Origin of the sequence: Shinella kummerowiae, assembly GCF_009827055.1 — a bacterium.
Taxonomy (GTDB): Bacteria; Pseudomonadota; Alphaproteobacteria; order Rhizobiales; family Rhizobiaceae; genus Shinella; species Shinella kummerowiae.
The window spans coordinates 109,094-135,779 of sequence record NZ_WUMK01000004.1 but is presented as its reverse complement, the minus strand read 5'-3'; the positions used below and the strand labels follow the sequence as shown (position 1 = coordinate 135,779).

Annotated in this window: 20 protein-coding genes; 4 read left to right on the top strand and 16 right to left on the bottom strand. The window is 62.2% G+C overall.

Annotation, left to right across the window (positions count from 1 at the left end; all coding sequences use genetic code 11):
- Positions 1–11 precede the first annotated feature (11 nt).
- The 6 genes from GR138_RS11485 to GR138_RS30235 form a co-directional block, all read right to left on the bottom strand.
- Positions 12–1,559, bottom strand: coding sequence for a caspase family protein (locus GR138_RS11485; protein WP_160859403.1), 1,548 nt, complete (start codon positions 1,557–1,559; stop codon positions 12–14).
- Complete coding sequence (locus tag GR138_RS11480; protein WP_160859402.1) at positions 1,559–3,136, bottom strand: caspase family protein; 1,578 nt, start codon at positions 3,134–3,136, stop codon at positions 1,559–1,561. Before GR138_RS11480 ends, GR138_RS11485 begins: the two co-directional genes overlap by 1 nt.
- Positions 3,133–4,029, bottom strand: coding sequence for an OmpA family protein (locus tag GR138_RS11475; protein WP_160859401.1), 897 nt, complete (start codon positions 4,027–4,029; stop codon positions 3,133–3,135). Before GR138_RS11475 ends, GR138_RS11480 begins: the two co-directional genes overlap by 4 nt.
- 65 nt (positions 4,030–4,094) lie before the next feature.
- A complete protein-coding gene (locus GR138_RS11470; RefSeq protein ID WP_160859400.1) occupies positions 4,095–7,379 on the bottom strand; it encodes a c-type cytochrome in 3,285 nt (1,094 codons plus the stop codon).
- A gap of 102 nt (positions 7,380–7,481) precedes the next feature.
- Positions 7,482–8,741 carry a ferredoxin reductase family protein gene (locus GR138_RS11465; protein WP_160859399.1) on the bottom strand — a complete coding sequence of 420 codons (1,260 nt, stop codon included), beginning with the start codon at positions 8,739–8,741 and terminating at the stop codon, positions 7,482–7,484.
- A 243-nt stretch (positions 8,742–8,984) separates the two neighbouring features.
- Positions 8,985–9,209 carry a tetratricopeptide repeat protein gene (locus GR138_RS30235; protein WP_202402646.1) on the bottom strand — a complete coding sequence of 75 codons (225 nt, stop codon included), beginning with the start codon at positions 9,207–9,209 and terminating at the stop codon, positions 8,985–8,987.
- Between the two features lie 189 nt (positions 9,210–9,398).
- Between GR138_RS30235 and GR138_RS11460 the strand changes: the two genes are divergently transcribed.
- Entirely contained in the window at positions 9,399–11,255 is a 1,857-nt protein-coding gene (locus tag GR138_RS11460; protein ID WP_160859398.1) for a M10 family metallopeptidase, read from the top strand.
- A 151-nt stretch (positions 11,256–11,406) separates the two neighbouring features.
- Here GR138_RS11460 and GR138_RS11455 read toward each other — a convergent pair whose 3' ends face one another.
- The 10 genes from GR138_RS11455 to GR138_RS11410 form a co-directional block, all read right to left on the bottom strand.
- A complete protein-coding gene (locus tag GR138_RS11455; RefSeq protein ID WP_160859397.1) occupies positions 11,407–12,333 on the bottom strand; it encodes an XdhC family protein in 927 nt (308 codons plus the stop codon).
- A 1-nt stretch (position 12,334) separates the two neighbouring features.
- Complete coding sequence (locus GR138_RS11450) at positions 12,335–12,919, bottom strand: UbiX family flavin prenyltransferase (RefSeq protein ID WP_160859396.1); 585 nt, start codon at positions 12,917–12,919, stop codon at positions 12,335–12,337.
- A gap of 5 nt (positions 12,920–12,924) precedes the next feature.
- The gene (locus GR138_RS11445) at positions 12,925–14,298 is read right to left on the bottom strand and encodes a UbiD family decarboxylase (protein WP_160859395.1); all 1,374 of its coding nucleotides are present in this window, start codon (positions 14,296–14,298) and stop codon (positions 12,925–12,927) included.
- Positions 14,299–14,517: 219 nt separating this feature from the next.
- Positions 14,518–15,465, bottom strand: a complete 948-nt coding sequence (locus GR138_RS11440) for an amidohydrolase family protein (protein ID WP_160859394.1) — start codon at positions 15,463–15,465, stop codon at positions 14,518–14,520.
- Between the two features lie 17 nt (positions 15,466–15,482).
- Positions 15,483–16,406 (bottom strand): amidohydrolase family protein, encoded by a 924-nt coding sequence (locus tag GR138_RS11435; RefSeq protein ID WP_160859393.1) that lies wholly within the window; start codon positions 16,404–16,406, stop codon positions 15,483–15,485.
- A gap of 398 nt (positions 16,407–16,804) precedes the next feature.
- A complete protein-coding gene (locus GR138_RS11430) occupies positions 16,805–17,974 on the bottom strand; it encodes a CobW family GTP-binding protein (protein WP_160859392.1) in 1,170 nt (389 codons plus the stop codon).
- Positions 17,971–20,277, bottom strand: coding sequence for a xanthine dehydrogenase family protein molybdopterin-binding subunit (locus GR138_RS11425; protein ID WP_160859391.1), 2,307 nt, complete (start codon positions 20,275–20,277; stop codon positions 17,971–17,973). Before GR138_RS11425 ends, GR138_RS11430 begins: the two co-directional genes overlap by 4 nt.
- Positions 20,274–20,756, bottom strand: coding sequence for a (2Fe-2S)-binding protein (locus GR138_RS11420; protein ID WP_160859390.1), 483 nt, complete (start codon positions 20,754–20,756; stop codon positions 20,274–20,276). Before GR138_RS11420 ends, GR138_RS11425 begins: the two co-directional genes overlap by 4 nt.
- Complete coding sequence (locus tag GR138_RS11415) at positions 20,753–21,616, bottom strand: FAD binding domain-containing protein (protein WP_160859389.1); 864 nt, start codon at positions 21,614–21,616, stop codon at positions 20,753–20,755. Before GR138_RS11415 ends, GR138_RS11420 begins: the two co-directional genes overlap by 4 nt.
- A 62-nt stretch (positions 21,617–21,678) precedes the next feature.
- Positions 21,679–23,070: a nucleobase:cation symporter-2 family protein gene (locus GR138_RS11410; protein WP_160859388.1), complete on the bottom strand. Its 1,392-nt coding sequence runs from the start codon at positions 23,068–23,070 to the stop codon at positions 21,679–21,681.
- A gap of 162 nt (positions 23,071–23,232) precedes the next feature.
- Between GR138_RS11410 and GR138_RS11405 the strand changes: the two genes are divergently transcribed.
- From GR138_RS11405 to GR138_RS11395, 3 genes are all read left to right on the top strand, one after another.
- Complete coding sequence (locus GR138_RS11405) at positions 23,233–24,129, top strand: LysR family transcriptional regulator (RefSeq protein ID WP_160859387.1); 897 nt, start codon at positions 23,233–23,235, stop codon at positions 24,127–24,129.
- A 223-nt stretch (positions 24,130–24,352) separates the two neighbouring features.
- Positions 24,353–25,153: an aldolase gene (locus tag GR138_RS11400; RefSeq protein WP_160859386.1), complete on the top strand. Its 801-nt coding sequence runs from the start codon at positions 24,353–24,355 to the stop codon at positions 25,151–25,153.
- 220 nt (positions 25,154–25,373) lie between these two features.
- Complete coding sequence (locus GR138_RS11395) at positions 25,374–26,669, top strand: amidohydrolase family protein (RefSeq protein WP_160859385.1); 1,296 nt, start codon at positions 25,374–25,376, stop codon at positions 26,667–26,669.
- The last annotated feature ends 17 nt before the right edge of the window (positions 26,670–26,686 follow it).

The window sequence follows — 26,686 nt, the reverse complement described above, 5'->3', positions numbered from 1 at the left end:
GGCCCGTTCGCTCAATAGACCGTATATTTCAGCAGCCCGAGCGACCAGTTGACGCTGCGGTTTTCAGCATCGCGCGTCCACGTCTGTTTCAGGGTATCGGCGATCTCGGCGATCGTGGTGCGCGCATCCAGTTCCTTGGTCAGGCCGTAGTCGTTGGGCGCGACCTTGGTGAGGTCGACATCGTCGGCGATGACGATCGCCACCAGCACGTTTTCGCTTGGGCCATCCGCCTCGAAATCGAAGCCGTAATAGTCGTCGGGAATGGTGAGCGGCATGTTCGGCGTCAGCGGCGTGATCTTCTGCGCCGCCTCGTTCGGGAAAATCTGCGTCGCCTTGCCGTCCTTGTCGACGTCGTAGAGGATGAGGTGCCCGCCTGTGCTGCTCGTCACGCTGATCTTGAAGGCATCGCCAGCCTTGAGGTGGTCGGAGGAGAGCGCCACCGTGACATCGCCGGTCTGCGGCTTGCCGAGAATGTCACCGACGGCATCCACCGGGTCCGCTGCGACGTAAGCCGTCTGCGGCGTGTTCTCGACCTTGACCTCCTCAACCTTGCCGTAGTCGGGGTTCTGCTGCGTTTCGCCGCCGGTCTGCGGCTGCTGATACTGCTGCCCGCCTTCGGCGGCCGGCGTGACGGCGCTGGCACCAAGCAGCGCGTAATTGACCTCCAGCTGCGGATCGAGACCCTGGCACTGCGTTTGCGCGGCGCAATAGGTCTGCGACTGCTTCTTCACATATTCGAGCAGCTCCGCGTTGGAGACGATACCGTTGCCATTGCTATCGGCAGCGGAAATCTCGTGGCCATTGACGTAGGAGAGCGTGAAAACGCCGTGCCGCTCTTCGGGCGGCAGGCGCGTATCATCCCAGGCCACCTGATAGGACGAGGCCGCACTCCACGCCTCCACGCCGTTCTGCTTGGCGATCTCCGGCTTGTCGACCACGGCAACGTCGATGCGTAGGCCGCGCGTCTTCACCACGTCGACCGGTTTGGCGAAGGGCCGCGGCAGGAAGCGCGCGCTCTCCAGCGCTTCGCCGACATCCGTGGACAGCGAGCGTGAAATCGTGCCCGAATGGCAGGCGTCGATGACGATGGAAACGGCGCGATCCTTCAACTTCGCCAGCATCGCATCGATCTCGTCATCGAGAATGACATTCGACCAGTCGCCATCGCCGGCAACGATGTCATAGGTCGACAGCGCCTCGTCCAGCCCGTCCTCCTCGTCGCCACTCACGTCCTTCACCTGAAGGCCGTGACCGGAGAAGTAGAAATAGACCCGGTCGCCCGGCTGCGTGCCGTTGACCAGCCACTCGTCGATGTTGGCGAGGATTGACGCGCGGCTCGCATCCTTGTCGAGCAGGACCCGGATGGAATCCGCCGCATAACCCTGCTTCTCCTTCAGCAGCTTCTCGATCAGCGGTACATCGTTCTTCGGCCCTTCGAGGAACATTTTTTCAGGCAGCGAAGCGTAGGTGCCGATGCCGATCAGGAGCGCCCGGTCGGCGGCCTCCGCCCCGGAGAAAAGGCTAAGCGACAGGAGAAGAGCGGCGGCGTAACGGATCATCAGAGCGTTTCCCGCGTGTAGAGAGGTTGAATGGCGACGCCGGCTTCCTTGCCGTCGAGACGGGTCGTCAGCGCCCGCAGCAGGGCTTCGGCCGTCACGTTCTTGTCCGCCAGCACCGCGCCGATCGCATCGACTGGCTCGGCCGTCCAGATCGTGATGAGGTGGTCGGCGCCGAACGGTTTGACGACCTCGACATCCGTCAGCTTGAATTCGGAACTGTTCGTGCCCGCCGCCTGCATGTCGAGGAACTGCACCTCGCCTGTATTGGCGAGGTTGAAGACGAGCATGTTCGGATAGCGGCCGGGCGGCGCGTCGAAACGCAGGCGATCGCCGGCAGCATATATATCCTTGGTGGGCGTCAAAGACACGGAACCGGGATTCTGGCTGGCCATGGCCTTCAGGAAGTCGAGCAGCACATATTTGTCCACTACGGACTGGATACGGTCCGCGCCGACATTTTCGGCCGCGACATCGCCATTCGGCGTGTAGAAGACGCCGCCCGCCACATCCCAGCGATAGGGCGTCCCGGTGCCATCGGCATTCTTCGGCTTGTCTGCCGTGCCGTCGATCTGAAGGGCGATGTTGCCCGTCCAGCCGAGATCCTTCGCCGTCTTGACCGTCTTGCCCGCATCGGCCGCGCCGTCATCAGCGGTGTCTGTCGTCGTGGTGTTGCCGCTCGCGACCGGGATGCCGCGCGTCAAGGTCACGACGACCTCACCATCCGAACGCGCCACCTGCGGCATGAAGTTCGGCACCTGCAAGGCTTCCGAGCGGTTCTTCACATTGGAGAAGATATAGTCTTCAAGCTCGATACGGGTAATGACGCCGTCCCCATCGCGGTCGGCGCTGCCCTCCACGGCGCGGGCAAAGCTCCAGCTCAGAGCGCCGCGCGGCTCGCCGTCGATGATGACCTCCGGCGTCGGCTGGCTTTCCAGCGAGGCCGCCAGCACCGTCACCTGCTTGAAGCTGATTTCCTTGAGATTGGCGCCGGCGATCGCCTCCTGCGACGGTGGCGCGAGCTTGACCTTGACGGCCGGTGCGAGGCGGCTCTTGCCCTTGATCGACCGGCTCATGCCACCGGAAAAGCAGCTGTCCGAGACGAACAGCACATGCACGCCCTTGCCCTCGGCCTCGGCAAACCAGGCGTTCATCTCGTTGTCGACGATGATCTCGTTGGATGTTTCATCATAACGGTTGCGGTCGAAACCCGGCAGCTGAAGAAACTCGTCGAGGCCATCCGCCTCGTCGCCCGCGACAAGCTCGGGCATCTGTGCACCGTGGCCCGCATAGGTGAAGATGATCGTATCGCCGGCGGCGGCCTGTGCCACCATGTCGGTCCAGGCCTTGCGGATATCGTCCTTGCGGGCCTGCTCGTTGGTGAACTTGGTGGTCGTGAAGCCCGCCGCGGTCATCGAACGATAAACGTCTTCCGCGTCCCGCACCGCACCGTCCAGACTGACATCGTTCGGGTACTGGTCGACGCCGACGACGAGCGCGTAGGTCTGTGCCGCGAAAACCGGCGCCGGCAAGGCGACGGCGAGAGACAGCGCCAGCAGACGGGGCAGAGTCTTCATCATTGTTGCACGTCCACTTCCACGCGACGGTGCAACTGGTTCAGCGTTTCCGCGTCATAGGCGCTGGCATCGTCCGGCTTGAAGGGCTGGTCTTCGCCCTTGCCCTCGGTGGTGATGGTGCCGGCATAACCGGCGTCGTGGAGATAGGTCTTCAGCGTTTCGGCGCGGGCGAGCGACAGCTTGTAGTTCGCGTCAGCGGAGCCGACGGGATCGGTATGCCCGATCAGCGTGATCGAGCCGGGTTTGACAGTCTTCAGGCACTCGGCCAGATCCTTAGCCGCCTCGATGCCTTCCGGCGCAAAATCCGCCGTGCCGAAGACGTAGCGCACCGGCGTCGACTTCTTCTTGATCGTCACGCCCCGGAACGAAACCTTGCACCCGCCGCGCATGGCAAGCTTCACCGGGCGGGGCGCGGCAAGCCGCATTTCGCTCGCCATCTTGTCGAGACGCAGAATGTATTGTTCGTCCGGCGCCATCCAGTCCGGCGTCAGCGTCTCGTTCGATCCGTCTTCCAGTGCAATCTGGTAGAACCGTGCTGCCTGCTCGTAGTCCTTGCGCTCACGGGCAAGATCGCCCAGCGCGTCGAAAACCTGCCAGGGTCCGCCATACTGCCGCTGGAGGTCTTCCAGCTCCTGCCGGTGGTCGGACAGCGTTCCGCCATTGCCCACCGCCGTCGAGATGCGGTTGAAGGCCGTCAGAGCCGCGACGCGACCGACCAGGGTGCGCTCGTTTGCGCTGCAATTGGCCGTGCCGGCGGTTTCGGCAAAGGAGCGTGCCTTCTGCTCGTCGCCGGCATTGAACGCCTCGATGACGCCGGTGAAGGCATCGCAGGCCGCCGCGGCCGGCGCGGCTCCAGCCAGTAAGAAGAGTGTCACCGCCAGGGATCGCATCAGCATTGTCAGTCCAGCCCTTATCCTCGTGGTCGCCATGGACAGGGGCCCGAAAGCCCCTGCCCCTGTTATCATTTGATCTCGAAGGTCACCATCTGGAGACCGGCCGCACCGTTGTCCTTCTCGGCCTGCTTGGCGAGGTTGACCGCGATGCCGCGGGTTGTCGGCTGCTTCGAACCGGCAGCCAGCTGCTTGGCCTGCTCGGCCGTCAGTTTCTGGTCGCCGAGGCCGCCGATCTTGCAGTAGGCGAGCATCGTTTCGCCGGGCGACGGCGAATCGAAGGTCAGGTTGCCCGTGCCCGGCTGCGGGATCAGGCGGCGTTCTCCGACATTCAGCGTCGTGTTGCCGATCATCACATCCGGAATGATCTCCACATTGCCGGTGTCCTCCACATACATCACCTGAAGCTCGCAGGCATGGTTCGTGCTGAGCTCGAAGCTCAGATAGTCCCCCACCTTCGCACTTGTCGACGGGACATGCAGGGCAAGCTTGACCTTTTCAGCCTGCGCCTTGTCGTCCTGCTTGTAGGCCGGCGTGACATAGGCGTCGTTGGCCGGGTACTGCTCGCCGCCGGTCGCCTGCTCCTGCTTCTGCTCCGGTTGCTGATAGCCCGTATTGTCCACGGCCGGCTTATTGTAGGAGGCATCGCCGGTGTTGTTGGCGGCAACGTCCGGATTGACGCCGCGCTTCAGCGGTTCCAGCTGCAGCAGTGGTTCCAGCATGAAGGCATATTGCTCCTCGACCTCGGTGCGCGGGATCGTGGCACCCGATTCGAGCGTCGCAACCCAGTCGATACCGATGCGCAGGGCATTCACGTCGGTCAGGCGGCGGATGTCGGAGGAGAACTCCTCCGGCGTCATGTCGAACTCGGCAGCCAGCTGCTCGAAGTTCAACTCGTCCTCATACTTGTCGGCGAAGTAGGTGAAGATTTCCGCCCCACCCGGCGCTTTCAGGCTGGTCTTGCCGCCGCCGGACGTTGCTTCCGTGATGCCGAGGCGATCGAGCGCGGCGACAAAACGGTCCGTGTCGCGCTTGTAGACCTCGTTCAGTTCCTCCTGCGGCACATAGACGGCGAGCAGCTCGTCCTGCTGGTCCTTGGAGAACAGCGTGGAGGTTTCGATATGCTCACGCAGCTGGTCGCGCTTGGAGAGAATGCCGTCGAAATGGCAGTCGAAGCACGAGCGGGCGTTGATGATCTCCACACCCTTGCCGATCGGCCGCTTGCGGAAGGAGACGATCGCCGTCGGGCCGATGTCGAGCTGGTCGCCCTTGTCGGTCGAGAGATAGTAGCCCTGCATGCCGTTCGGAAGCGAGAAGATCATTTCGCCGCCGTCATGGTCGAAGGCTTCGAGACCAGCCTTCAGGCGAACGCCTTCCGGACCCGCCGGGAAGCGCTTCAGCACCTGCTTGCCGACGTCGCCGGCAAAGTCATAGGACTTCCAGTAGTAGCCGCCAAACGGCATGTCGTGCCGCTCCAGCATGCGGTTGTGATCGGAAACGCCCGAGGAACCGTCGGCGAAGCCCGCACGAACGATGCGGCGGCGCTCGATATTCTGCTCGACAGGCACCTGGAAGCGCTTTTCAAGCTCCGAAATATTGGTCGGCAGCTTCATGAGGCGGTTGTAGACCTTCGGCCGTGCGCCGTTGCTCATGAACCAGTCGACGCGCATGATCGGCAACTGGCTCTGCGTCGCCTTGGCCAAAGAGTGCAGCTGGGCGTCGCTCGCCGGATCCACACCATAGAAATACTCGTTGATCAGGAAATCGTAGTCTTCCTGGCTCCATTCGAGGTCGCGCAGATCGACGCGAACGAGCAGGCCGTCGGATCCTTCCACTTCCTCGGGCAGCACAAGCTCCGGCCCGTAGGAGAGCGAGTTCAAAAGCTTCTTGAAGCCACCGGCGAGAACCTTCATGCGCTTCAGGAACGTTTCATGCGTCTCGCAGCTCATCATGCCGTTGTACTGGTCGCGGTAGCTGAAATAGCGCATGAACGGCTGGTCGTGTTCGTCCACCTCCGAAATGTCGCGCAGCGCCAGCTCGACGAAATCGAGATATTTCAGCATCGGCCGCGAGCGCTTGGTCTGCGTTGCGGAAACCGCTGTCGGGATATCCGATTGGTTCAGCGAGTTGATCCAGTCGGCCAGACCCTGCACTTCGGCGTCGCTCGGGCGTTTGCCGAGCGGCATGCGGCCGCTGGTGACGCTGGTGTAAAGCAGAGATTTGGCAGCGTCGCCGGGCGTTACGAAGGCCGGGTTGGCGGCAATCGAGGCTAGGTCGCCCGACGGGAAAGAGCCCTGCGAGCTTTCGCCCGGACCATGACAGTTGCGGCAATATTTGCCGATGAAGGCATCGGCTGCCGAGGCCAATTCCGCACTGCCACCCCCGGCGCTGAGCGCGGATTCGGCCGTCGCTTCGCTACAGACCGGGGCAGTGCTGGTCTCGACCGGTGTCACCTTCACCTCGCGATCGGCAAGGAAGGCATACATGGCCTGCTTGTCTTCATCGGACAGCGTCGAAAGGCCCTGTGCGATGCGGCGCATGACCGGATCCGACAGCGGCGAACCGGAGAGTTTCTTGCCCTCGTCGATCAGGCCCTTGGTGAAGACCTCGTGGGACGCCAGCCCGCTCATGCGCGCCTTGGTGATATCCGGTGCGACAGCGCCGGTCAGGCCCTTTTCACCCTCATAGGCACGGGCGAGATCAAGGCCATAGGTCGTGGTGCGCGGCGTGTGGCAATCACCGCAGCCACCGACATTCTCGATGAGATAGCGGCCACGCTCCATCTGGGTTTCCTCGCGCGGCTGGTAAGCCTGCACGGTGAAGTGGCTGCGCTTCCAAAGTGTGAGCGTGGTCTGCCGGTTGAACGGGAAGGCAATCTCATGCTCTTGCGAGGCGGCATCCGATTGCGGCAGCGTCTCGATATAGGCTTTGATATCCAGCACGTCCTCCGGCTTCATGCCGCCATAGGACGTATAGGGCATGACCGGGTAAAGGTTGTTGCCTTCCTTGTCGAGGCCGACCATCACGGCATTCAGGAAGTCCGCATTGGACCAGCCGCCGATGCCGTTCGGATGGGCGGAGATGTTTGGCGCGAAGAATTTCCCGATCGCCGTCTGCATTTCCATGCCGCCGGACAGCAGTTCGGTGTTGTCGCCCGAGCCATGGCAGGCGCCACAGCCAGCGGCGCCGAACACGACCTTGCCGTTGTCGGCATTCGGCTGGTAGGTGCCGAACGCATCCGACGCGAACTGGTCGATCGCCGATGCCCCGATGGGACAGAAGGTCAACATGGCAAGGCCAAGCGTTGCGGCAATGCCCGAGCGCCGACGGGAAAGTGATGTCTTGAACATGCGCATGGCTTGTTCCCTCGCTCCAAGAGGCCGGCGGACCGGCTGGAAATTCAATCTCTCACACAATTCCGGATGCAAAACCGCTTCGCAGTTTCTTCGGGAACTATCCTACCGAAACTCGAAACGCTCGAACTCGACGCGGCGTGGTGCCTTGCCGAGTTCCTTCAATCCTTTTTCAATGGCCATTCGCAAGGGCGGTGGACCGCAGAACCACAGGTCGGCCTCGGCGGGGTTCATCGATGTGCCCGCGACCAGCTTCGTTGCATCGAAGCGCCCATCGGTCGCCGAATTGTGCAGAACGAAGTTGAAGTTCTCGAGCTTTTCCGCCTGCGCGCGGAACGTCTCGAGGCCGATCGCCTCGGCGCCGTCGCGCACGCAATAAACCATGTGGATATCCTGCCCCTCGTCGCCTTTCAGCCGGCTCGCCATGGCGAGGAAGGGTGTGACGCCGATGCCGCCGGCAAGCCAGATCTGTTTCTTGCCGCCACGTTTATGATTGAAATGACCGTAGCCACCCTCGAGCGTCAGGGCATCGCCGACCGCAACCGTCTCGCGCAGCGCCTTTGTATAATCACCGAGTGGCTTGATGGCGAAACGGACGGAACCATCATCCTCGATGCCGGCGATGGTGAAAGGATGCGGCTCGCGAAGACCCGGCTTGTTGACGCGAAAGAAACCGAACTGGCCAGGCTTCGCCCGAAGCTTCCCGCCGATCGGTCTCGCCGAAATGATCGTCGCCCCGTCATGGCGCTCGACATTGACAACCTCGTATCTGCGCGTGCGAAGCCATGGCAGGAGCTGCGTATAGGCGTAGCTTACAATGCCGATGAGAGCGAACAGATTGAGATAGGTCGCCAGCAGTGCCGTGCCGTCATAAGGGCGCTTGATGAACATCTGATGGAACGCCACCATCACGAAGAGCAGGCCGATGAAGCGGTGCGTGATGCGCCAGTACTGATAGGGAATCTGGAAACGCGTCTTCGGGATCACCTTGACGATGCTGAGGACCAGCAGGAAGACAAAGGCATAGAACGCCCACTCCCCCGCCGTCTTCGCAAGCTGGTTCAGCCCGCTCGTCACGGAAAGCCCCTGGAAATCCGGTGCAATGAAATAGTGCACCAGGATAAGACAGAGCACCGCGATGCCGATCTTGCGATGGAACTGGTAGATACGGTCAAGTCCGCCGAAAAGCCTTTCGATGAAAGGCGGGCGTGTTGCCATGAACTGGGCGATCCCCATGGCCACGAAGGCCATGGAAGAGGCCATCAGCGAAAACGTGGTTCCCGCATTGGTATGGCTGACAGCCGGCACGGCCAGAAGGCCGGCAAAGACAATCAAAAGCGTCGCGATGATGGAACCCGCAGTCAACGTATGCCCCCACATTCAGCCGGTCGGTCGGAATCCCGGGGGCATGCTGGCAAGGCCCATGACATTCGTCAACCGCAATCCTCTAATCGACGGACGGGCCTTCGGCTTTATTCGGGTGTATCTTCGCTACGGGATGAGACGAGAGGAAAATCCCCTCACCGAAATCTAATATGACAATGGAACGAAACACATAGAATAGGGCGCCATAGGCGCCCTACCGACTTTCTGTCAATCTGTATCCGCTCATTTGCCCAGGCGGCGGATATCCTCCCGTGCCTTCTCGGCAAGGGGGTGGTCAGGATGGCGCGCGATGAAGAGCTCAAGCGCCTCCCGCGTGCCTTTTGCTTTGAAGCTCTTGTATTCGGCCTCGACGACGATTTCAGGGTCCGTCGGCGGAATCATCGTACCACCCGTGCCTTCGGGCCCGTTGCTTGCGGCCGACAGCACAAGACAGGTCGTTGCCATCATGGATATTTTAAAGAACACTTTGAATCTCCGCGCGAATAGCATGCTGCTGTCATCCGTTCTGTGTTAGGACGTTAATGAATCAGTAACGCGTTGCAAGCGCAATTCAACGCGCATGAGTTTCCACGCCAATTGAGGACTATCCATGGCGAAAGACCATGGATAGTCCACCCAATCTCCGGAGATCGCGATATGACAGGCACAGGCAAGACCACCAAGACGGTAACTGCAACCGGGACGCAGACAACCGACGGTCTTTTTTTTGGCACCGCATGGGACGGTCCGATCACCTATGCTTTTCCCACCGCCTCGTCGGATTATTCCTATACGGGTGAGCCCACGAACGTCTTCGGGACGGTATCGACGCTGCAGCAGAATGCCGCCAAGTTTGCCCTCGACACGGCTTTCGGCCCGGCGGCAAATGACGGTTTTTCCGTTGAGGGTTTCACAAACGTCACGATCTCGGGCGGCAGCAACACGACGGCGACCCTGCGCTTTGCCGAAACCAACGGCTCCGGAACGGCTCATGCGTATTTCCCGACGACCGCGGCGGTCGGCGGTGATGTGTGGTTTGGCCGCTCGTTCGACTATCGCTCGCCGGTCGCGGGAAACTACGCCTGGGCAACCATGCTGCACGAGATCGGTCATGCGCTCGGTCTGAAACACGGCCATGAAGCGGAATTCGGTTTTCCTGCCCTGCCGAGCAACACGGACTCGATGGAATATTCCATCATGACGTACCGCTCGAATGTTGGTGGACCTATCGATGGTTATAGGAACGAGGAATTCGGCTACGCGCAAACATATATGATGTATGACATCGCAGCGTTACAGCAAATGTACGGTGCCGACTTCTCAACAAACTCGGGCAACACTGTCTACAAGTGGAATCCCAATAGTGGTGATACGCTGGTGAACGGCCAAGTCGCGATTGATGCCGGCGGCAATCGAATTTTTGCAACGATCTGGGATGGCGGCGGCACAGACACCTACGACTTGTCGGCCTATACAACGGCCCTTTCAATTGACCTGCGCCCGGGCTTGCACTCCAAGTTCAGCGCAGTTCAGCTTGCCAAGTTGAACTTTGAAGTTGACGCTTTCGCGCGCGGCAATATTTTCAATGCGCTTCTCTTCAATGGCGACCTACGGTCTCTCATTGAAAACGCCAAAGGCGGTAGCGGCAGCGATACGATCCGTGGCAACCAGGGTGCCAACAGTCTCGTTGGCAACAACGGCAACGACAAGCTCTATGGTTTCGCCGGCAACGACAAACTGGACGGTGGTGCGGGAGTCGATACGCTGGACGGCAGCACCGGAAACGACCTTCTGACGGGCGGAGCAGGTGCCGACAAACTGATCGGCGGCAGCGGAACGGACACAGCCTCGTACGCCACGGCCAAAGCCGCCGTGCGAGCCAATCTGACAAATTCGTCAACCAATACAGGTGATGCCTTAGGGGATACCTATTCGTCCATCGAAAATCTTTTGGGCAGCGCTTTCAATGACAGGTTGGTCGGCAACAGCAGTGTCAACATGCTTACCGGTGGCACCGGCAGCGATACTCTGACGGGCGGAGCGGGTGCCGACAAACTGATTGGCGGCAGCGGAACGGACACAGCCTCCTACTCCGATGCCAAAGCCGCTGTGCGGGCCAACCTGGCGAATTCGTCAACCAATACTGGCGATGCCGCGGGGGATACCTATTCGTCCATCGAAAACCTGCTGGGCAGTGCGTTCAATGACAGGTTGGTCGGCAACAGCGGCGTCAACAAAATTACCGGTGGCAGGGGCAATGATGTATTGACCGGCGGTGGCGGCGGCGATGACTTTTATTTTGCCAAGGGTTATGGTAAGGACACGATCATCGACTTCCAGAACAACATTGATGATATCGATTTGCGGTCTTACAACTTCTCATCGATAAACTCGGTATTGGTCCGATCGACGCAGGTCGGTGCAGACGTCCAGATTAAATTTACCAGCACCGACATCATTGTTCTGCACGATTTCAAGTTGAGCGATCTCAACGCCAGCGACTTCCTTCTCTGATCGGAGGATTTCTGCGCTGAAATTTTCCTGCCTCCTGGCAGTAACCGTTTAAATTGATACGAAAAGGCCCAGAATCTCCGGGCCTTTTTTCGCAGGTAGATGATTTGTTCCCGAGCCTCGTTCAAACAGCTTCGCCTGAACACTGGATCTTTCAGCAGTCGTTCAGCCGCGCCTGCGCAACATCGGCGACGATCGAGAGCGCCAGTGTGCGCGCATCCCTTGCCTTGTCGAAAATTCCGATGGGGGCCTTGATCCGGGCGAGGTCGCCGTCACCGTAGCCACGTTGTCGCAAGGCTGCGCAGCGTTTTGCGTGCGTGCGGCGGCTTCCGAGCGCGCCGATGTAGAAGACCCTCGATGCCAAGGCGCGTTCGAGCAATGCCAATTCCCGATCAATGTCGTGGAACAGCAGTGCGACGGCGGTGTCGCGGTCCAACTGATCGTTTGTCGGTGCCTGGCCCCGTTCCAGCAGCAGGACCTCGTAGCCGGATGCAGCCGCGACCTGCGCCACGGTGCTGACCTCCATGCCGGTGCCGCCAAGCACGAGCCTTTCCCTTGGGCGGTAGGCGCGGACGAAACCCTCGCCGTCCCAACCGGTTTTGCCCTCATCGGCCTCAAGGGCGAGCGTCTGGCTGCCGGCATGATAGCGCAGGCTCACGGGGATGCGGCGCTGAAGGGCCGCCAGCGCGTGGTGCAGCACGGCGGCATCGCGCAGGACATGAATGGCGAGCGTGATGCCGCCGCCGCAGGGCAGCACGATATCGAAGAAAGGTGAACCCTCGCCGAGACGGAGGTTGCGGTCCAGGCCCTTTTGAAGGGCCATCATGGCTTCGGCGGCGACGGCCGCCTCCGTACAGCCGCCGGAGACGAAGCCGCAATAGAGGCCGTCCTCGCGCACCGCCATTTGCGCGCCGATGGCGCGGGCCGCGCCGCCGCGGATTTCGACGAGAGTGACGAGAGCCGCAGCATGGCCTTCCGTCATGGATTGCGCGGCGAAGGCGAGAATGTCGATCGCATCGTCCGAGAGGAAGGCGGCGCGTGGCTCCAGCGTCTCCGGCTCGGGGGCGATGCGAACGGCCATGTCACACCACCTCGCCCTGCGTTCCCTGCCAGCGGCGCACGATGCCGGGGTCCAGGTCGAAAAGATCGAGCACGCGTCCAACGGTGTGATCGACCATGTCGGCGAGGCTCTGCGGCTTGGCGTAGAAGGCCGGCACGGGCGGATAGATGATGCCGCCCATTTCCGTCACCTGCGCCATGTTCCTGATATGGCCAAGATGCAGCGGTGTCTCGCGCAGCATAAGGACGAGCCGGCGGCGCTCCTTCAACACGACGTCGGCGGCCCGCGACAAGAGGTTGTCGGTCGCGCCCGTGGCGATTTCCGCCATGGTCTTCACCGAACAGGGCGCAACGATCATGCCGAGCGTCTTGTAGGAACCGGAGGAACAGACAGCGCCGATATCCTTGTTGGAATGGGTGGTCGTCGCCAGTGCTTCCAGATCCTGCCTGGTGAAATCCGCCTCGGCCGCGAGCGTGATGCAGGCGGCGCGCGACATGATGAGATGCGTCTCGATCTCGAGATCGCGCAGCACTTCGAGGATGCGCTTGCCGTAGATGACCCCGGAAGCGCCCGAAATGCCGACGATCATGCGTCTTGGCCGCGTCATGACCTTTATCCCACGTTTTTGAGGAGGGCCGTGGCGCGGGCGGACGCTTCATCGCTGATACGCGCGCGCACGCCATGGAAGTTCGGGCCGCGCGTGGCGTCGAGCCCCATGCGCGAGGTTGTGCCGATACCGCTGGCCGAGGGATCGAGCGCATTGCCCGGCAGGCCCTCGATGATAACGACATCCTTGTGCGGCTGGAAATGGGTGGCGAGCGCCCAGAGGACTTCCGAGTCCTTGGTAATGTCCACATCGGCATCCACCACCACGACGTTCTTCAGATATTGGTCCCAGCCGAGCAGGCCAAGCATGACCTGCCGCGCCTCGCCCTCGCGGGTCTGGTTCATCGCGATATAGGCGTGGAAATGGGTGCCGGAGGACGGGTAGTGCACGGCGGTGATCGAGGGGAAACGGGCCTTCAGCTTCTCCACGACTTCAGCCTCGCGCGGCACGCGGCCAAGGTTCAGGTGCTCGGCCGAATTGCCGCCCGCGACGGAAACGAGCATGGCATCGCGGCGGCGCATGATGGTCTCGACGGTGAAGAGGTTGTTGGTCGAGCGGTCGGAAGAATAGCCGGTGAACTCGCCGAACGGCCCCTCTTCCACATGCGCCTCGGGATCGATCACGCCTTCCAGCACGATCTCGGCATGGGCGGGAACGCGGATGCCGTATTTCGGCGTGCGCACGACCTGCAAGGGTTCGCCCATCAGGCCGCCGGCGACATCGCGCTCGTCCTCGCCGAAGGCAAGGCGGGCGGAGGCGGCGATCATGAACAGCGGATGGCCGCCGATCACCATGGCGACGGGCATCGGCTTGCCCCTCTCCTTCGCCATGTTCATCAGCCGCCAGAGATGGCCGCGCGAATGCAGCGAGGTCGCCAGCGAATTCTTCGAATGGATCATCGCGCGGTGATAGCTGAGATTGCCCGCACCGGTTTCCGGATGCTCGCCGATGATGATGCCCGAGGTGATGTATTTCGCGCGGTCGGTGTCGAAGTGCTTCAGCATCGGCAGCATGTTGAGGTCGACGGCGTCGCCGGAGATGATCTCTTCGGTGATCGGGCCGCTTTCCAGCAGTTCCGGGGTGAAGGGCTTGTTCGAACGCGCCTGATAGGCCTCGTGCAGCTTGTCGGCGGTCGAGCCGAGAAGGCGGGCGATGCGATCCCGCGAGGCGAAGATATTGCAGATGACCTCGGCGCCGATGCCGCTGACATTCTTGAGGTGCAGCATCGGGTGCTGCCCCTTGTCCGCGAGGGTCCAGATCAGCGCTGTGGCGTCCTGATCGTCCGAGACCGGCCGGTCGATGGTGATGACGTCCTCGGGATGTTCCGCCTGGTAATCGGCCAGGAAACGGCGAACGTCTTGCTTGTGGTACTGGCTCATGTCTCGGCCTCGGTGTTCGGGGTTGGCGGCGCTTTCGGTCCGCCCGATGTGTAAAAACCCCCTCATCCGCCTGCCGGCACCTTCTCCCCGGTGGGGAGAAGGGGGAAACCGTGAGGTCCGCACTTCACCTTCTCCCTCACAGGGAGAAGGTGGCCCGAAGGGCCGGATGAGGGGGTCTTGCGCCCGCCGCCAATGAGCGACGGGCGTTTCCTTGTCAGATCAAGCCGGCTGCAGCAGATGCTTGCCGGTGGCGCGGTCGACGCCGGCGTAAGAATCCGTCAGGCGGGCCTGGGCGTCCCTCACGTCACGCGGCGGCGGCGACGGATCGATGCCGACGAGCTTGGCGATGTTGTTGCCGAGATAGCCTTCCAGATCGTCCTCGGAGAGGTTGATGCCGTGCGGTGGGTCCTTGCAGAGCACTTCCAGCTCGCGCAGCCACATGCCCGGATCGTTTGGCGGGCTGTCCGTGCCGAAGACGATCTTGTTCTTCGGCAGCTGCTGGGCGAACTCCACGATGCGCGACTGGAAGCACCAGCCAGATTCGCAGTAAACGTTCGGCGTGTCCATCGCCATCCAGAAGGATTCGAACGAGTAGTTGCCGCCCGTCTGGATGCCGAAGTGACCGATGATGAAGTTGACCATCGGGAACTCGCGGATGATCGGGTAGAACATCGTCGGGATGGTATACGGGCCGTCGCCGGTGTGGATGAGCACGACGACGCCGAGTTCGGCACACTTCTTCATCGCCGGACGCAGCCAGTCGAGTGCACGGTCAGGACGATAGCCGTGCATGTTCGCATGCAACTTCAGCATCTTGAAACCGTATTCCTTGACGTGGAATTCCAGCTCCGCAGCGCCGTTTTCGGGGCCCCAGCGCGGGTTGTAGTTGAAGTTGCCGATGAAGCGGTCCGGATACTTTTCGCAAAGCTCGGCGATGTAGGCCATGTAGTCGCGAATGCCGTCGCGGCCCTTGCGGTTGCCGTCACGGTAGCCGGTATTGCCCGGCGGCGGCTGGATGAAGCCCATGTCGATCCGGCGCGGCTTGCCGTTAATCATGTAGGGGCCGTCCATCAGCTTGAGCATGCGCTCGCCGGTGAAGGGCGTTCCCGTGTGGCGCCACGCCTCGTCGACGAGGTTGGTCGGGTGAAGATGGGTATCGATGATCATGGTTCACTCCGTTCAGTTTACGCGGCGAGCGAGACGCCGTGCTGGCGCAGATACGCCTCGGCTTCTTCGACGCTTGCCGGTGCCTTGGTCGGCTCGAGACCGATCATGCGGGCGACGTTGTTGCCGAGGTAATCCTCCAGCGTATCTTCATCGAGGTTCATGCCCTGCGGCGGCTCGTGGCAGAGGACTTCCAGAAGGTTGATCCACATGCCCGGCTCGTTCGGCGGCGTATCGGAGCCGAAGAGGATCTTGTGCTTTGGCAGCACCTTGGCGAATTCGACGATACGCGACTGGAGGCACCAGCCGGATTCGACGTAGACGCTCGGCGTATCCAGCGCCATCTGCATCGGCTCGAACACGTAGACGCCGCCGGTCTGCACGCCGAAGTGCGCGAGGATGAAGTTCACTTCCGGGAACTCGCGGATGATCGGGTAGAATTCGGTCGGGATCGAATACGGACCGTCGCCGGTATGCACCTTCACCATCAGGCCGAGCTCGGCGCATTTCTTGAGCGCCGGGCGCAACCAGTCGAGCGCGCGGTCGGGGCGATAGGCGTGCATGTTGGCCTGCAGCTGCACCATCTTGAAATCGAACTCCTTGGCGTAGCGTTCGATTTCTTCGGCACCGTTCTGCGTGCCGTAGCGCGGGTTGTAGACGAAGCAGCCGAGGAAACGGTCGGGATGCTCGGTCACCATCTTTTCGGTATAGGCCATGTACTGGCGGATGGCGGCCTTGCCTTCCAGGTCCATGACTTCATGCGTGTAGATGGTGTTGCCCTGCGGCGGCTGGATGAAGGCCTTGTCGATCCGGCGCGGCTTACCGTTCACATAATACGGGCCGTCCATCATTTTCAAAAGCTTGTCGCCGGTAAACGGCGGTCCGTCATGGCGCCAAGCCAGGTCCACCAGATCGGTGGGGTAGCAGCTTAGGTCGATTATCATTCGTGTTCTCCTGTCGTAGAGGGTCCGGTCGATGCGGGGCCGCGCGATGAACGCCATGCCGGCAGGCGCCGGGCGTGGATCCGCGAACTCAGGAAACGCCGATGACGGAGAAGAACGGCCGGGGCCCGAAACGGGGCACAAACGGCGGGTGTTCCTTTCGTAGTCAGCATCGACATCGCAGCCTCATCTTCCAACAGACGGTGAGCAATTGTCGGTGCTTCTACTCGACGCCGAAAAGACCACGGCAGCGGCTTTATGTCAATTAAAATATCAATCTAAGTGATTATTTTTAAAAGGTATTTTCATAAAAAAGCCAGCGACCGCCCGCGCGCTGGAGGGTGCGCGGGCGGTTCAGACAGAAGGTCTTGAGCAGGCGGGTAGCGGCAGGAGAAGCGCCGCTAGGCCGCCAGGCATGCGCGCAAGTTTCTGTCTATGCTGTCACGATCGAGATTGCGGCCGATGAAGACGAATTTCGATTTCGGCGTATCCTCACCCCAGGCGTGATCGGGACGAAAATCGACCAGCTTGTGAACGGCCTGGAGCACGAAGAATCGGTCATCGTTTGCCACCGACACGATGCCCTTGGTGCGGAAAATGTCGTCGCCGTGTTCGCCGAGATAATCCTTCAGGAAACCCGCCAGTTTCTCGCCGTCGAAGGATTGCGGGTAGACGAAGGAGTGGGACTTCACCGTTGCATCGTGGCGGTGCGGGCGCAGGGCCGTTGCATGGTCGTGTTTGTGGTCATGATCATGGCGATGGTCCGGGTGGTCGCAGGCGGCGTCGTGGCATTCAAGGTGGTGTTCGTGGTCCGGATGGTCACAGGCCGCATCATGGCAATCGTGGCTGTGATGGCCATGCGCGTCGTGGTCGTCGTCCATGTCGATGTCGAGGATTTCCGCCCGCTCGCGCACATAGGACGGCCGAAAGCCGTTGACGCCGAGGATGTTGGACAGGTCCACCTTGCCATAGGTCGAGCGCAGGATCGGCGCCGTCTGGTTGAGCCTGCGCAGCGACCCTTCGAGTTCGCCGAGCGCTTCCTCGGAGGCAAGGTCGATCTTGTTGACAAGGATGCGGTCGGCGGCGACGATCTGGTTGACCGCCTGGTTGTCGCTGCCATCGAGCACCGGATCATAAAGGTGCTGGTCGATATGCATGGCGTCGACCAGCGTGACGACGGCGTCGAGTTCCACCTCGTCAGCGACGCTGCGGTCGACGAAGAAGGCGGTGGCGACGGGGGTCGGGTCGGCCAGCCCCGAGGTCTCGACGATGATGTGGTCGAACTTGTCCTTGTGGCTCAAGAGCTTTTTCATCACGTCGATCAGGTCGTTGCGCACATCGACGAAGCAGCAGATGCAGCCGTTCTGCATCTGGAAGATCTCTTCGTCGGAGGCGAGCACCAGGTCGCTGTCGACGTCCACCTCGCCGAACTCGTTTTCGATCACCGCGATGCGGTGGCCGTGGCGTTCGGTGAGGATGTAGTTGAGCAGCGTCGTCTTTCCCGAGCCGAGAAAGCCGGTGAGGATCGTGATCGGGAGTTTCTTGCTGGCCGGTTCGATATGCATGTTCATGCGCCCTTCTCCCTCAGTGCTTTCAGGATGTCTTCCGGGGTGATCGGATAGTGGTGGAAACGCACGCCGATGGCGTCGTGGATGGCGTTGGCGATGGCCGGACCGATGGCGATGATCGGGTCTTCGCCCACCCCCTTGGCGCCCCAGGGGCCGCCCGGATCGGGGGCCGCTTCGAGAATGATCGTCTCGATGTCGGGCATGTCCATCGACAGCGGCATCTTGTAATCGACCAGGCCGGCGTTCAGCGACCGGCCGGTCTTCTTGTCGATCACGTAGTCTTCGGTCAGCGTGTGGCCGATGCCCTGCTGGATGCCGCCCTCGATCTGGCCCTGTGCCGCGATCGGGTGGATGACCCGGCCGATATCGTGCACCGGTATGACGCGTTTGACCTCGACGATGCCGGTTTCCGTATCGACATGCACCTCGGTGAAATGCGCGGCGAAGGAGTAGGATTTCGTCGGCTCGTAGGTGCCGTTCGCGACGATATTGGCGGCGGGAATGCCGCGCGACGGTCCCATGGCTTCGGCGACTGTCATGAAGCGGCCTGGCTCGGCCTTGACGAAGATCTTGCCTTCGGAAAGGTCGATCTCGTCGGGCTTGACTTGCAGCTTCATCGCGGCGCGCTCGAGAACGGAGGCGCGCACCTTGGTGGCGGCCATCTTGGCGGCGGTGCCGACGAGATAGGTCGTGTGGCTGGCGAAGGCGCCGATATCCCACGGCACCACGTCGGTGTCGCCATGGATGGTGCCGATATCCTCGAAACGCACACCGAGTTCTTCCGCGACAATCTGCGCCAGCGCGGTGTGTGCGCCGGTGCCGAGGCCGGCCGCCCCGGTGAGCAACGTCACCGTGCCGTCCTCGTTGACCTTCACGGTGGCGTTGCCCTGCTCCTTGATGCCGGGATAGGCAGAGGAGCCGTGCATTTCGCAGCCGACTCCCCAGCCGATGCGGATATGCGGTTGGCTCGGGTCCGGCGTGCGGTCGCGGTTGCGCAGTGCCTTCCAGTCGAGCACGTCGATGCCGTGCTGGAGGCAGATTTCCAGCCCGTGGCCGAGGATCGGATGGCCGGACGGCGCGATGTCGCCTTCCCGCACAACGTTCTTCAGTTTCAGTTCGGCCGGGTCCATGCCCAACCGTTCGGCCGCCTCGTCCATCTGGATATCGAGCGCATAATAGCTCTGCACCACGCCATAACCGCGGAAGGCACCGTTGATCGGCGTGTTGGTGTAGAGGCAGCGCCCTTCCAGCCGCACATTCTCGCAGCGATAGAGCGAGGTGGCGGCGGTGGTGCCGACAATCGTCACGCCCGGGCCGTGTGAACCGTAAGCGCCCGAATCGTAGACGAGCTTCATGTCGCGCGCGACCAGCGTGCCGTCGTTCTTGAAACCCTGCTTCAGCCAGATCCGGCAGGGATGGCGCGCGCGGCCGGCAATGAAGGTCTCGTGGCGGGTGAATTCCATCTTCACCGGGCGGCGCGTTTCCTTCGCAAGCAGCGCGCACAAAAATTCGTGCTGGAAACAGTCCTGCTTGGCACCGAAGCCGCCACCCATATGGTCGACCAGCACGCGCACCTTGGTGAGTGGCAGGCCGAGCACTTCGGCCAGGATGCCGCGCACCATGAAGGAGGACTGCGTGGAGGTCCAGAAGGTCAGCTTGTTCGAGCCGTCCCAGTCGGCGATGCAGACATTCGGCTCCATATAGGCCGGATGCGGACGGCCGCCGGAAAACGTGCCTTCCAGCACGAAATCCGCCTCGGCGAAACCGGCCTCCACATTGCCCCGGTTGACGCGCACCGGATCGAGCACCAGGTTGCCACCCGGCCCGACCTCGTGGATCAGCGGAGCGCCCGGAAGGGCCGCGTCTTCAGGCTCGAACACGGCCGGCAGGGCCTCGTATTCCACCTCGATCAGATCGAGCGCCTCGTCGGCGATCTCTTCCGAGATGGCGGCGACGGCGGCGACGCCCTCGCCCCAGAACCGCACTTTTTTGTCGAGGATATACTGGTCCTTGGTGCAGGAGGCCGAGCGCGGATGCGGCGAGCCGTAATGCAGCACGCGCGGCACGTTTTCATGCGTCAGCACGGCTTTGACGCCGGGATAGGCAAGCGCCTTGCTGACATCGATGCTCTTGATGCGCGCATGGGCGACGGTCGCGCGCTTGGTCTTGCCGTACAGCATGCCGGCGAGCTTGACGTCGCCGGTATATTCGGCCTCGCCCGTTACCTTTTCCAGCACGTCGTCACGGCGAACGCTCTTGCCGACGATCTTGAACTCGCGCTCTTCGATAGGGGTGTTGATGTTCATGATCTTGCAGCCTCCATCTCGCGCGCGGCGGATTTGATCGCGTCGAAAATCTTGGTGTAGCCGGTGCAGCGGCAGATATTGCCGCTGAGGCCGAAGCGGATGTCTTCGTCGGTCGGGCGCGGATTGTCGGCGAGCAGCTTCTTGGCCATCATCAGGATGCCGGGCGTGCAGAAGCCGCATTGCGAGGCGCCGTGCCGCATGAAGGCATCCTGCAACGGATGCAGCGTATCGACGCTCGGCTGGAGCCCTTCGACCGTCTCGATCGAACGGCCTTGAGCTTCGACGGCGAGCATCAGGCAGGCATTGACCGGCTCGCCATCGACCAGCACGGTGCAGGCCCCGCAATCGCCAACGTCGCAGCCCTTCTTGGTGCCGGTGAGGCCGACATCGTCGCGCAGCGCGTCGAGCAGCGAGCAGCAGGTTTCCACCGCCATGTCGCGCGCCTCGCCATTAATGGTGAGTTCGACGATCCGTTTCATGCGAAAGCCTCCAGTGCCTGTTTGATGGCGCGGCCGGTCAGTACGCCCACCATGTCGCGGCGGTAATCGGCGCTGGCGCGCACGTTGCTGATCGGCGTGCATTCCTCCATCGCCTTGTTCGCGGCGGTCTTGATGGTCGCCGCATCGAGCGCCGTACCGCGCAGCATGGCTTCCGCCTCCGGCGCCCGCAGCACGGTCGCGCCGACGGCGCCGAGCGCGATGCGGATGTCGTTGCAGAGGCCGTCCTCCATGGTGAGGCTGACGGCAACGCCGACGGTGGACAGTTCCATCGCCTTGCGGCGACCATGTTTGAGATAGGCCTTGCCGCTGTTGTCCAGCGCCGGCGGAACGGTGATACCGGTAACGATCTCGCCCTTGGCGAGTACGCTCTTGCCCGGGCCGGTGAAGAATTCGGCAAGCGGGACCACCCGCATGTTCGTGCGGCTGTAGATGTGCACGAAGGCGCCGTCGGCGATCAGCGGCGGAATCGTGTCCGCCGATGGCGAGGCGCGACAGATATTGCCGACGACGGTGGCGCGATTGCGCACCTGGATAGAGCCGAGCGAAGCGAAGGCCGCGCGCAGGTTCGGATAGCGCTGGCACACCAGCGGCAGGCGCTCCAGCCGTCCAACTGTCACCAGCGCGCCAAAGGTCAGGCCGCGCGCCTCGTCATAGGTGATGTCGGAAAGGCCGAGGATCGACTTGATGTCGATGACATTGCGCACGCGGCGCAGCCGCTCGCGGATTTCGACCAGCAGGTCCGTTCCGCCGGCAAACAGGAAGCTGTCGTCGCCAAGCTCGACAAGAAGGCGCGAGGCATGCTCCAGCGTTTCCGCCCGATGGTATTCAAAGCGTCTCATGGGATTTCCCTTGGTTCGGGGCTCCGGCGGCTCAGCGCCGCCGGACTATTGTCGGCTGCGCATCAGGCCGGATCGGCCGCCGGTGCACCGTTCTTGAGCTCGGAATCCTCCGGATCCTTCGCAGGAATGCCGTTGAAGAGGATGTTGAGAAGCGCTGCGGCAAAGGTGCCGACGAGCACGCCGCTATGCAGGAACTTCTCCATTGCGTTCGGCAGCTGGTCGAAGATCTTGTCCGCGACGACCGGCACCATGGCGAGGCCGACGCTGACGGCGACGATGTAGAGATTGCGCCGGTTGTTGGTGAAATCCACCTTGGCGAGGATCTTGACGCCGGTGGCCGAGACCATGCCGAACATCACGATCGCCGCACCACCCACCACATAGCTCGGGATCGATGCGCTGATGAAGGCGACCTTCGGCAGCAAGCCAAGCAGGATCAGGATGACGCCACCCGTTGCCACCACCCAGCGGCTCATGACGCCGGTGATCTGCAGCAGGCCGACATTCTGTGCATAGGTCGTGTAGGTGAAGGTGTTGAGGATGCCGCCGATGATGTTGCCGACGCCATCGGTGCGGAGGCCGCGTGCGAGATCCGCCTGGGAAATCTTGCGGCCGGCCATGTCACCGACGGCAAGGATCTGCCCGGTCGACTCGACCATCATCACCGTCATGACGGCACAGAGCGAAAAGATCGACCAGAATTCGAAGACCGGCCAGCCGAAGGCGAGCGGATGGATGATCTGCACCCAATTAGCATCCCCTACCCCGGCGAAGCTCACCTTGCCGGCGGCAATCGCGATGGCAAAGCCGATACAGATGCCGAGCAACACGGCGAGATTGGCCAGGAAGCCCTTCAGGAACCGCGTCAGAAGCAGGATCGAAACAAGCACGATCGAGGCGACGGCGAGCGCGAAGGGTGCGCCGTACGCCGGGTTGGGAATCATGCCTTCCGGCCCCCGGATCATCGGCTGCCCGCCGGCCGCCCAGTTCACGCCGACGCGCATCAGCGACAGGCCGATGATCAGCATGACCGTGCCGGTGACGATCGGGGGGAAGAACCGCACCCATCGCCCGAAATAGGGCGCGGCGAGAAGCGTGAAGATGCCGGAACCGATGACGGCGCCGATGACGCCGGGCATGCCGAGTTCTGGGTTGGTGCCCGTCGCGATGATCGAAGGGACCGCCGTGAAGGCGATGCCCATCATGATCGGCAGGCGAATGCCGACATTGCCGACGCCGAGCGCCTGGATGATGGTCACGATGCCACAACAGAACAGGTCCGCGCTGACCAGCATGGCGATCTGTTCCTTTGGCAGGTGCAGCGCGCTGCCAATGATCAGCGGCACGGCGACCGCGCCGGCATACATGACGAGAACGTGTTGCAGGCCCAGAGCCATGAGGCTCGGGACCGGATACATTTTTTCGACGGGATCCGTCGTTGCAGGATTGGACATTCGCTTTCCTCCCAGCGAACAGTGTTCCGGCGCGGTGCGGGCTTCTTGGCCTCGTGGTTTTTTCACCGCACGCCGTACGAGATGGATCATGCTTCTGGCCAAATCAGTAAACAATCGGCATAATTATATTTATTCATCCAACAATTGAATGAATTGGTCGCCATGGACATCACGCTTAAGCAGCTTCGGGCCTTCGTCACCGTGGCCAATCTCGGCCAGTTCACGCTAGCCGCCGACAAACTCGGCTCGTCGCAGTCAGCCGTCAGCACGCTGGTGCGGCAACTGGAAACGAACCTCAACCTGCGCCTCTTCGACCGGCACACGCGGCTGCTCCGCCTCACGCAGGCGGGCATGGACATCCTGCCGATCGCAGCGCGCGCCGTGGCGGACATCGAGGGCATGGTGGAAAGCTCGCGGGAGCTGAATGCGCTGCGGCGCGGCAAGGTTTCGGTCGCCGCCGGCACGGTTCAAGCAGCCCTGATGCTGCCGCAGCTCGTCCACGGCTTCACCAAGCTGTATCCGGAAATCGAGGTCGCGCTGCATGACGTGGCAGAGAAGACCGTGCTGGAGCAGGTCGCCAACGGTTCGGTGGATGTCGGCATCGGCACGGTGCCCGATGACGACACGGAGCTTATGGGCACGCGCCTTACTACGGACGAGTTCCTGGTGGTCCTCCACCCCGAAGACCCGCTGGTAAAGCTGGCGGAGCTTCGCTGGACCGACCTTGCCGATTGCAAGCTGATCGGCCCGCAGCGCGGCAACCCCATTCGCGACCGGCTGGAAAGCGAGCTGGTGCGCAACGGCATCGTGCTGCCGCTCGACAAGGCCATGCAGGAGGTGGCGCTGCCGCTGACGATCATCGGCATGGTCGAAGGCGGCCTCGGCGTTGCGATCATGACGTCTGCGGTCACGCGGCTCGCGACCTCCATGGGGCTCATCGTGCGTACGCCGACCGAGCCGCATATCAAGCGCGAGGTCAGCCTGATCCAGAAACGGACTCGATCGCTGTCTCCCGCTGCACGGCGGTTTCGCGATTTCCTGCTGAAGTCGGTGCATTAGCCAGCGGCGCACCGCACAATGGCCGGTAGTCCAGAGGGAGGATCGGACGCAACCACCCCGCGATTGACCGCGCGAGAAATCGCGCGTTATCTGATGGCGCTGCTGGACCGCGCGAGGCACGGGCAGGCAGGGCGCAGCGGCCACCGGTTCTTGCTGCGCGCGGAGGCTGGCGCCCATGGGTGCTCCGGCCAGCCGCCGCTCCCACACCAGACCAGGAGCACCCATGGCTCACTCCCTCAAAGGCGGCGCTGCACATGCCGCTGAACCCGCCCAGCCAAATCGTCCCGACCTTTCCACCGACGCCATCCGCACGGCGAAGGAGGATCTTGCCGCCTGTTTCCGCATGGCCGCGCGCAACGGCTTCGAGGAAGGCATCTGCAACCATTTTTCTGCGGTCGTGCCGGGGCATGACGATCTGTTCATCGTCAATCCCTACGGCCATGCCTTCCGCGAGCTGACGGCCTCGAAACTCCTGGTCTGCGATTTCAACGGCGCCGTCGTCGACGGCGACGGCGAGCCGGAGGCGACCGCCTTCTACATCCATGCCGAAATCCACCGCCGCCTGCCGCGCGCCAGGGTGGCCTTCCACACGCACATGCCCTACGCCACCGCGCTGTCCATGACCGACGGCCCGCCGCTGATCTGGGCCGGGCAGACAGCGCTCAAATTCTACGGCCGCACCGCAGTCGACGAAAATTATAACGGCCTGGCGCTCGATCATCGCGAGGGCGCGCGCATTGCCGCAACGGCCGGCGATGCGGATATCGTCTTCCTGAAGCATCACGGCGTGCTCGTGCTGGCACCGACCATCGCGGCGGCGTGGGACGATCTGTATTATCTCGAGCGCGCTTGCGAAGTGCAGGTGCTCGCCATGTCCACGGGCCGCACGGTTTCCCCGGTCGATCCGGCGATTGCGGACGCTGCCTACCGACAGATGCGCGAGGGTGACGCCGCCTCCGCCGCCGCTCACTTGGCCGCTATCCGCCGGCAACTTGACGCGGAAGAACCACAATATCGGCACTGAGATTCCGATAGGTCGGCACCGGTTGCCATGCCATGGGTGCCGACCTGCCTATTTTTCAACCAACTGATTCTTATTATCTTTTTATAGGAATTTTTGCGACTGCGAGAAACCTGAGCACCCGCGATTATATTCATTTTTTCATCAAACAATTGAAATAATGAATTTGTTTTAACTAATTGCCCGTGCTTTGTTTTCCGCCATAACAAGAAGGTGGGGACGAATGGTACGTGATACTCAAACTGCGTCGCTTGCAAATCTGGTACCCGGCCAGTCCTTTGCGCTTACGGGCGGAACCGTCATTCATGACGACGGTTCGCAATCGCTCAGCGACATCGTCGTCGGAGCGGATGGGCGCATCGTCGCCGTCGAGCCCTACCTCGATACCAGCACCTGCGGCGCTTGCGTGGACATCACCGGCATGCTGGTTTCGCCCGGCTTCCTCGATGCGCACCAGCATCTCGACAAGACCGGTGTGCTGCGCTTCACGCCCAATCCCTCCGGCACGTTGCAGGGCGCTCGCGAAGCCTTCGCCAAATATGCCCGCACCGCCGGCCCGGACGACATTCACAAGCGCGCCACGCGCACTGTCGAGCGATGTCTGTCCCGCGGCACCACGGCCATCCGCAGCCATATCAATGTCGACAAGGATGCCGGCTTCCACGGCATCGAGACGCTGGCCGGTGTTCGTGACGCCGAAAAAGACCGCATCACTCTCCAGCTCGTCGCCTTCATGACGCCGCACCCCGGCCAGGATTTCGACTGGCTGGCGAAGAACATCGACGGCGCGGTGGCGCTGGCCGATGCCGTGGGCGGCACGCCGGCCGTCTCCGAAGATCCGCCACGTTATCTCGACATGCTGTTCTCCGCCGCCGTGAAGGCCGGAAAGCCGGTCGACCTGCATCTCGACGAGCACCTCAAGGCCGACGTGCATCTGCTGGACGCCGCCCTCGAACGGGTCGAGCGGTTCGGCATGCAGGGGCGCACCGTGTTCAGCCATGTCTCCGTGCTGAGTGCCCTGCCCCGCTCGGATTTCCAGCGTATCGCCGAGCGCATGCTCGCCCTTGATGTCGGCGTCGTGACGCTGCCGGCGGCAAATCTCTACCTGCAGGGCCGCGATGCCGAGATGCTCCCTCCACGCGGCCTGACACGCGTCGCCGAACTCTACCGGGCCGGCGTCACCATCGCCACGGCCTCCGACAACATACAGGATCCGTTCGTGCCGACGGGTTCGGGCGACATGCTGGAAATCGCCCGCTGGACATTGCTGGCAGGCCATCTGCGCGGCGACGAACTTGCCGCCGCCCACCGCATGATCACCACGGCACCTGCCCGCCTGATGGGCCTTGGCAAGGACTACGGCTTCAAGGCCGGCGCGCGCGCCGATTTCATCGTCACCGACTGTATCGACACCGACACATTGGTTGCCGGCGGGCCGGACCGTGCCTTCGTCTTCTCGAAGGGGCGGTTGGTCTCGCACAGCGCAACCGAAAATATCCGCTCGAAGGAGGACGCATAGGGAACGACCACTCCGGG

Excerpts from the sequence above, each read along its gene's own strand:
- GR138_RS11485 (WP_160859403.1), bottom strand. The coding sequence starts at position 1,559 with ATGATCCGTTACGCCGCCGCTCTTCTCCTGTCGCTTAGCCTTTTCTCC.
- GR138_RS11480 (WP_160859402.1), bottom strand. The coding sequence starts at position 3,136 with ATGATGAAGACTCTGCCCCGTCTGCTGGCGCTGTCTCTCGCCGTCGCC.
- GR138_RS11475 (WP_160859401.1), bottom strand. The coding sequence starts at position 4,029 with ATGCTGATGCGATCCCTGGCGGTGACACTCTTCTTACTGGCTGGAGCC.
- GR138_RS11470 (WP_160859400.1), bottom strand. The coding sequence starts at position 7,379 with ATGCGCATGTTCAAGACATCACTTTCCCGTCGGCGCTCGGGCATTGCC.
- GR138_RS30235 (WP_202402646.1), bottom strand. The coding sequence starts at position 9,209 with ATGATGGCAACGACCTGTCTTGTGCTGTCGGCCGCAAGCAACGGGCCC.
- GR138_RS11460 (WP_160859398.1), top strand. The coding sequence starts at position 9,399 with ATGACAGGCACAGGCAAGACCACCAAGACGGTAACTGCAACCGGGACG.
- GR138_RS11455 (WP_160859397.1), bottom strand. The coding sequence starts at position 12,333 with ATGGCCGTTCGCATCGCCCCCGAGCCGGAGACGCTGGAGCCACGCGCC.
- GR138_RS11450 (WP_160859396.1), bottom strand. The coding sequence starts at position 12,919 with ATGACGCGGCCAAGACGCATGATCGTCGGCATTTCGGGCGCTTCCGGG.
- GR138_RS11445 (WP_160859395.1), bottom strand. The coding sequence starts at position 14,298 with ATGAGCCAGTACCACAAGCAAGACGTTCGCCGTTTCCTGGCCGATTAC.
- GR138_RS11440 (WP_160859394.1), bottom strand. The coding sequence starts at position 15,465 with ATGATCATCGATACCCATCTTCACCCGACCAACCTCGTCGACGAGGCG.
- GR138_RS11435 (WP_160859393.1), bottom strand. The coding sequence starts at position 16,406 with ATGATAATCGACCTAAGCTGCTACCCCACCGATCTGGTGGACCTGGCT.
- GR138_RS11430 (WP_160859392.1), bottom strand. The coding sequence starts at position 17,974 with ATGAACATGCATATCGAACCGGCCAGCAAGAAACTCCCGATCACGATC.
- GR138_RS11425 (WP_160859391.1), bottom strand. The coding sequence starts at position 20,277 with ATGAACATCAACACCCCTATCGAAGAGCGCGAGTTCAAGATCGTCGGC.
- GR138_RS11420 (WP_160859390.1), bottom strand. The coding sequence starts at position 20,756 with ATGAAACGGATCGTCGAACTCACCATTAATGGCGAGGCGCGCGACATG.
- GR138_RS11415 (WP_160859389.1), bottom strand. The coding sequence starts at position 21,616 with ATGAGACGCTTTGAATACCATCGGGCGGAAACGCTGGAGCATGCCTCG.
- GR138_RS11410 (WP_160859388.1), bottom strand. The coding sequence starts at position 23,070 with ATGTCCAATCCTGCAACGACGGATCCCGTCGAAAAAATGTATCCGGTC.
- GR138_RS11405 (WP_160859387.1), top strand. The coding sequence starts at position 23,233 with ATGGACATCACGCTTAAGCAGCTTCGGGCCTTCGTCACCGTGGCCAAT.
- GR138_RS11400 (WP_160859386.1), top strand. The coding sequence starts at position 24,353 with ATGGCTCACTCCCTCAAAGGCGGCGCTGCACATGCCGCTGAACCCGCC.
- GR138_RS11395 (WP_160859385.1), top strand. The coding sequence starts at position 25,374 with ATGGTACGTGATACTCAAACTGCGTCGCTTGCAAATCTGGTACCCGGC.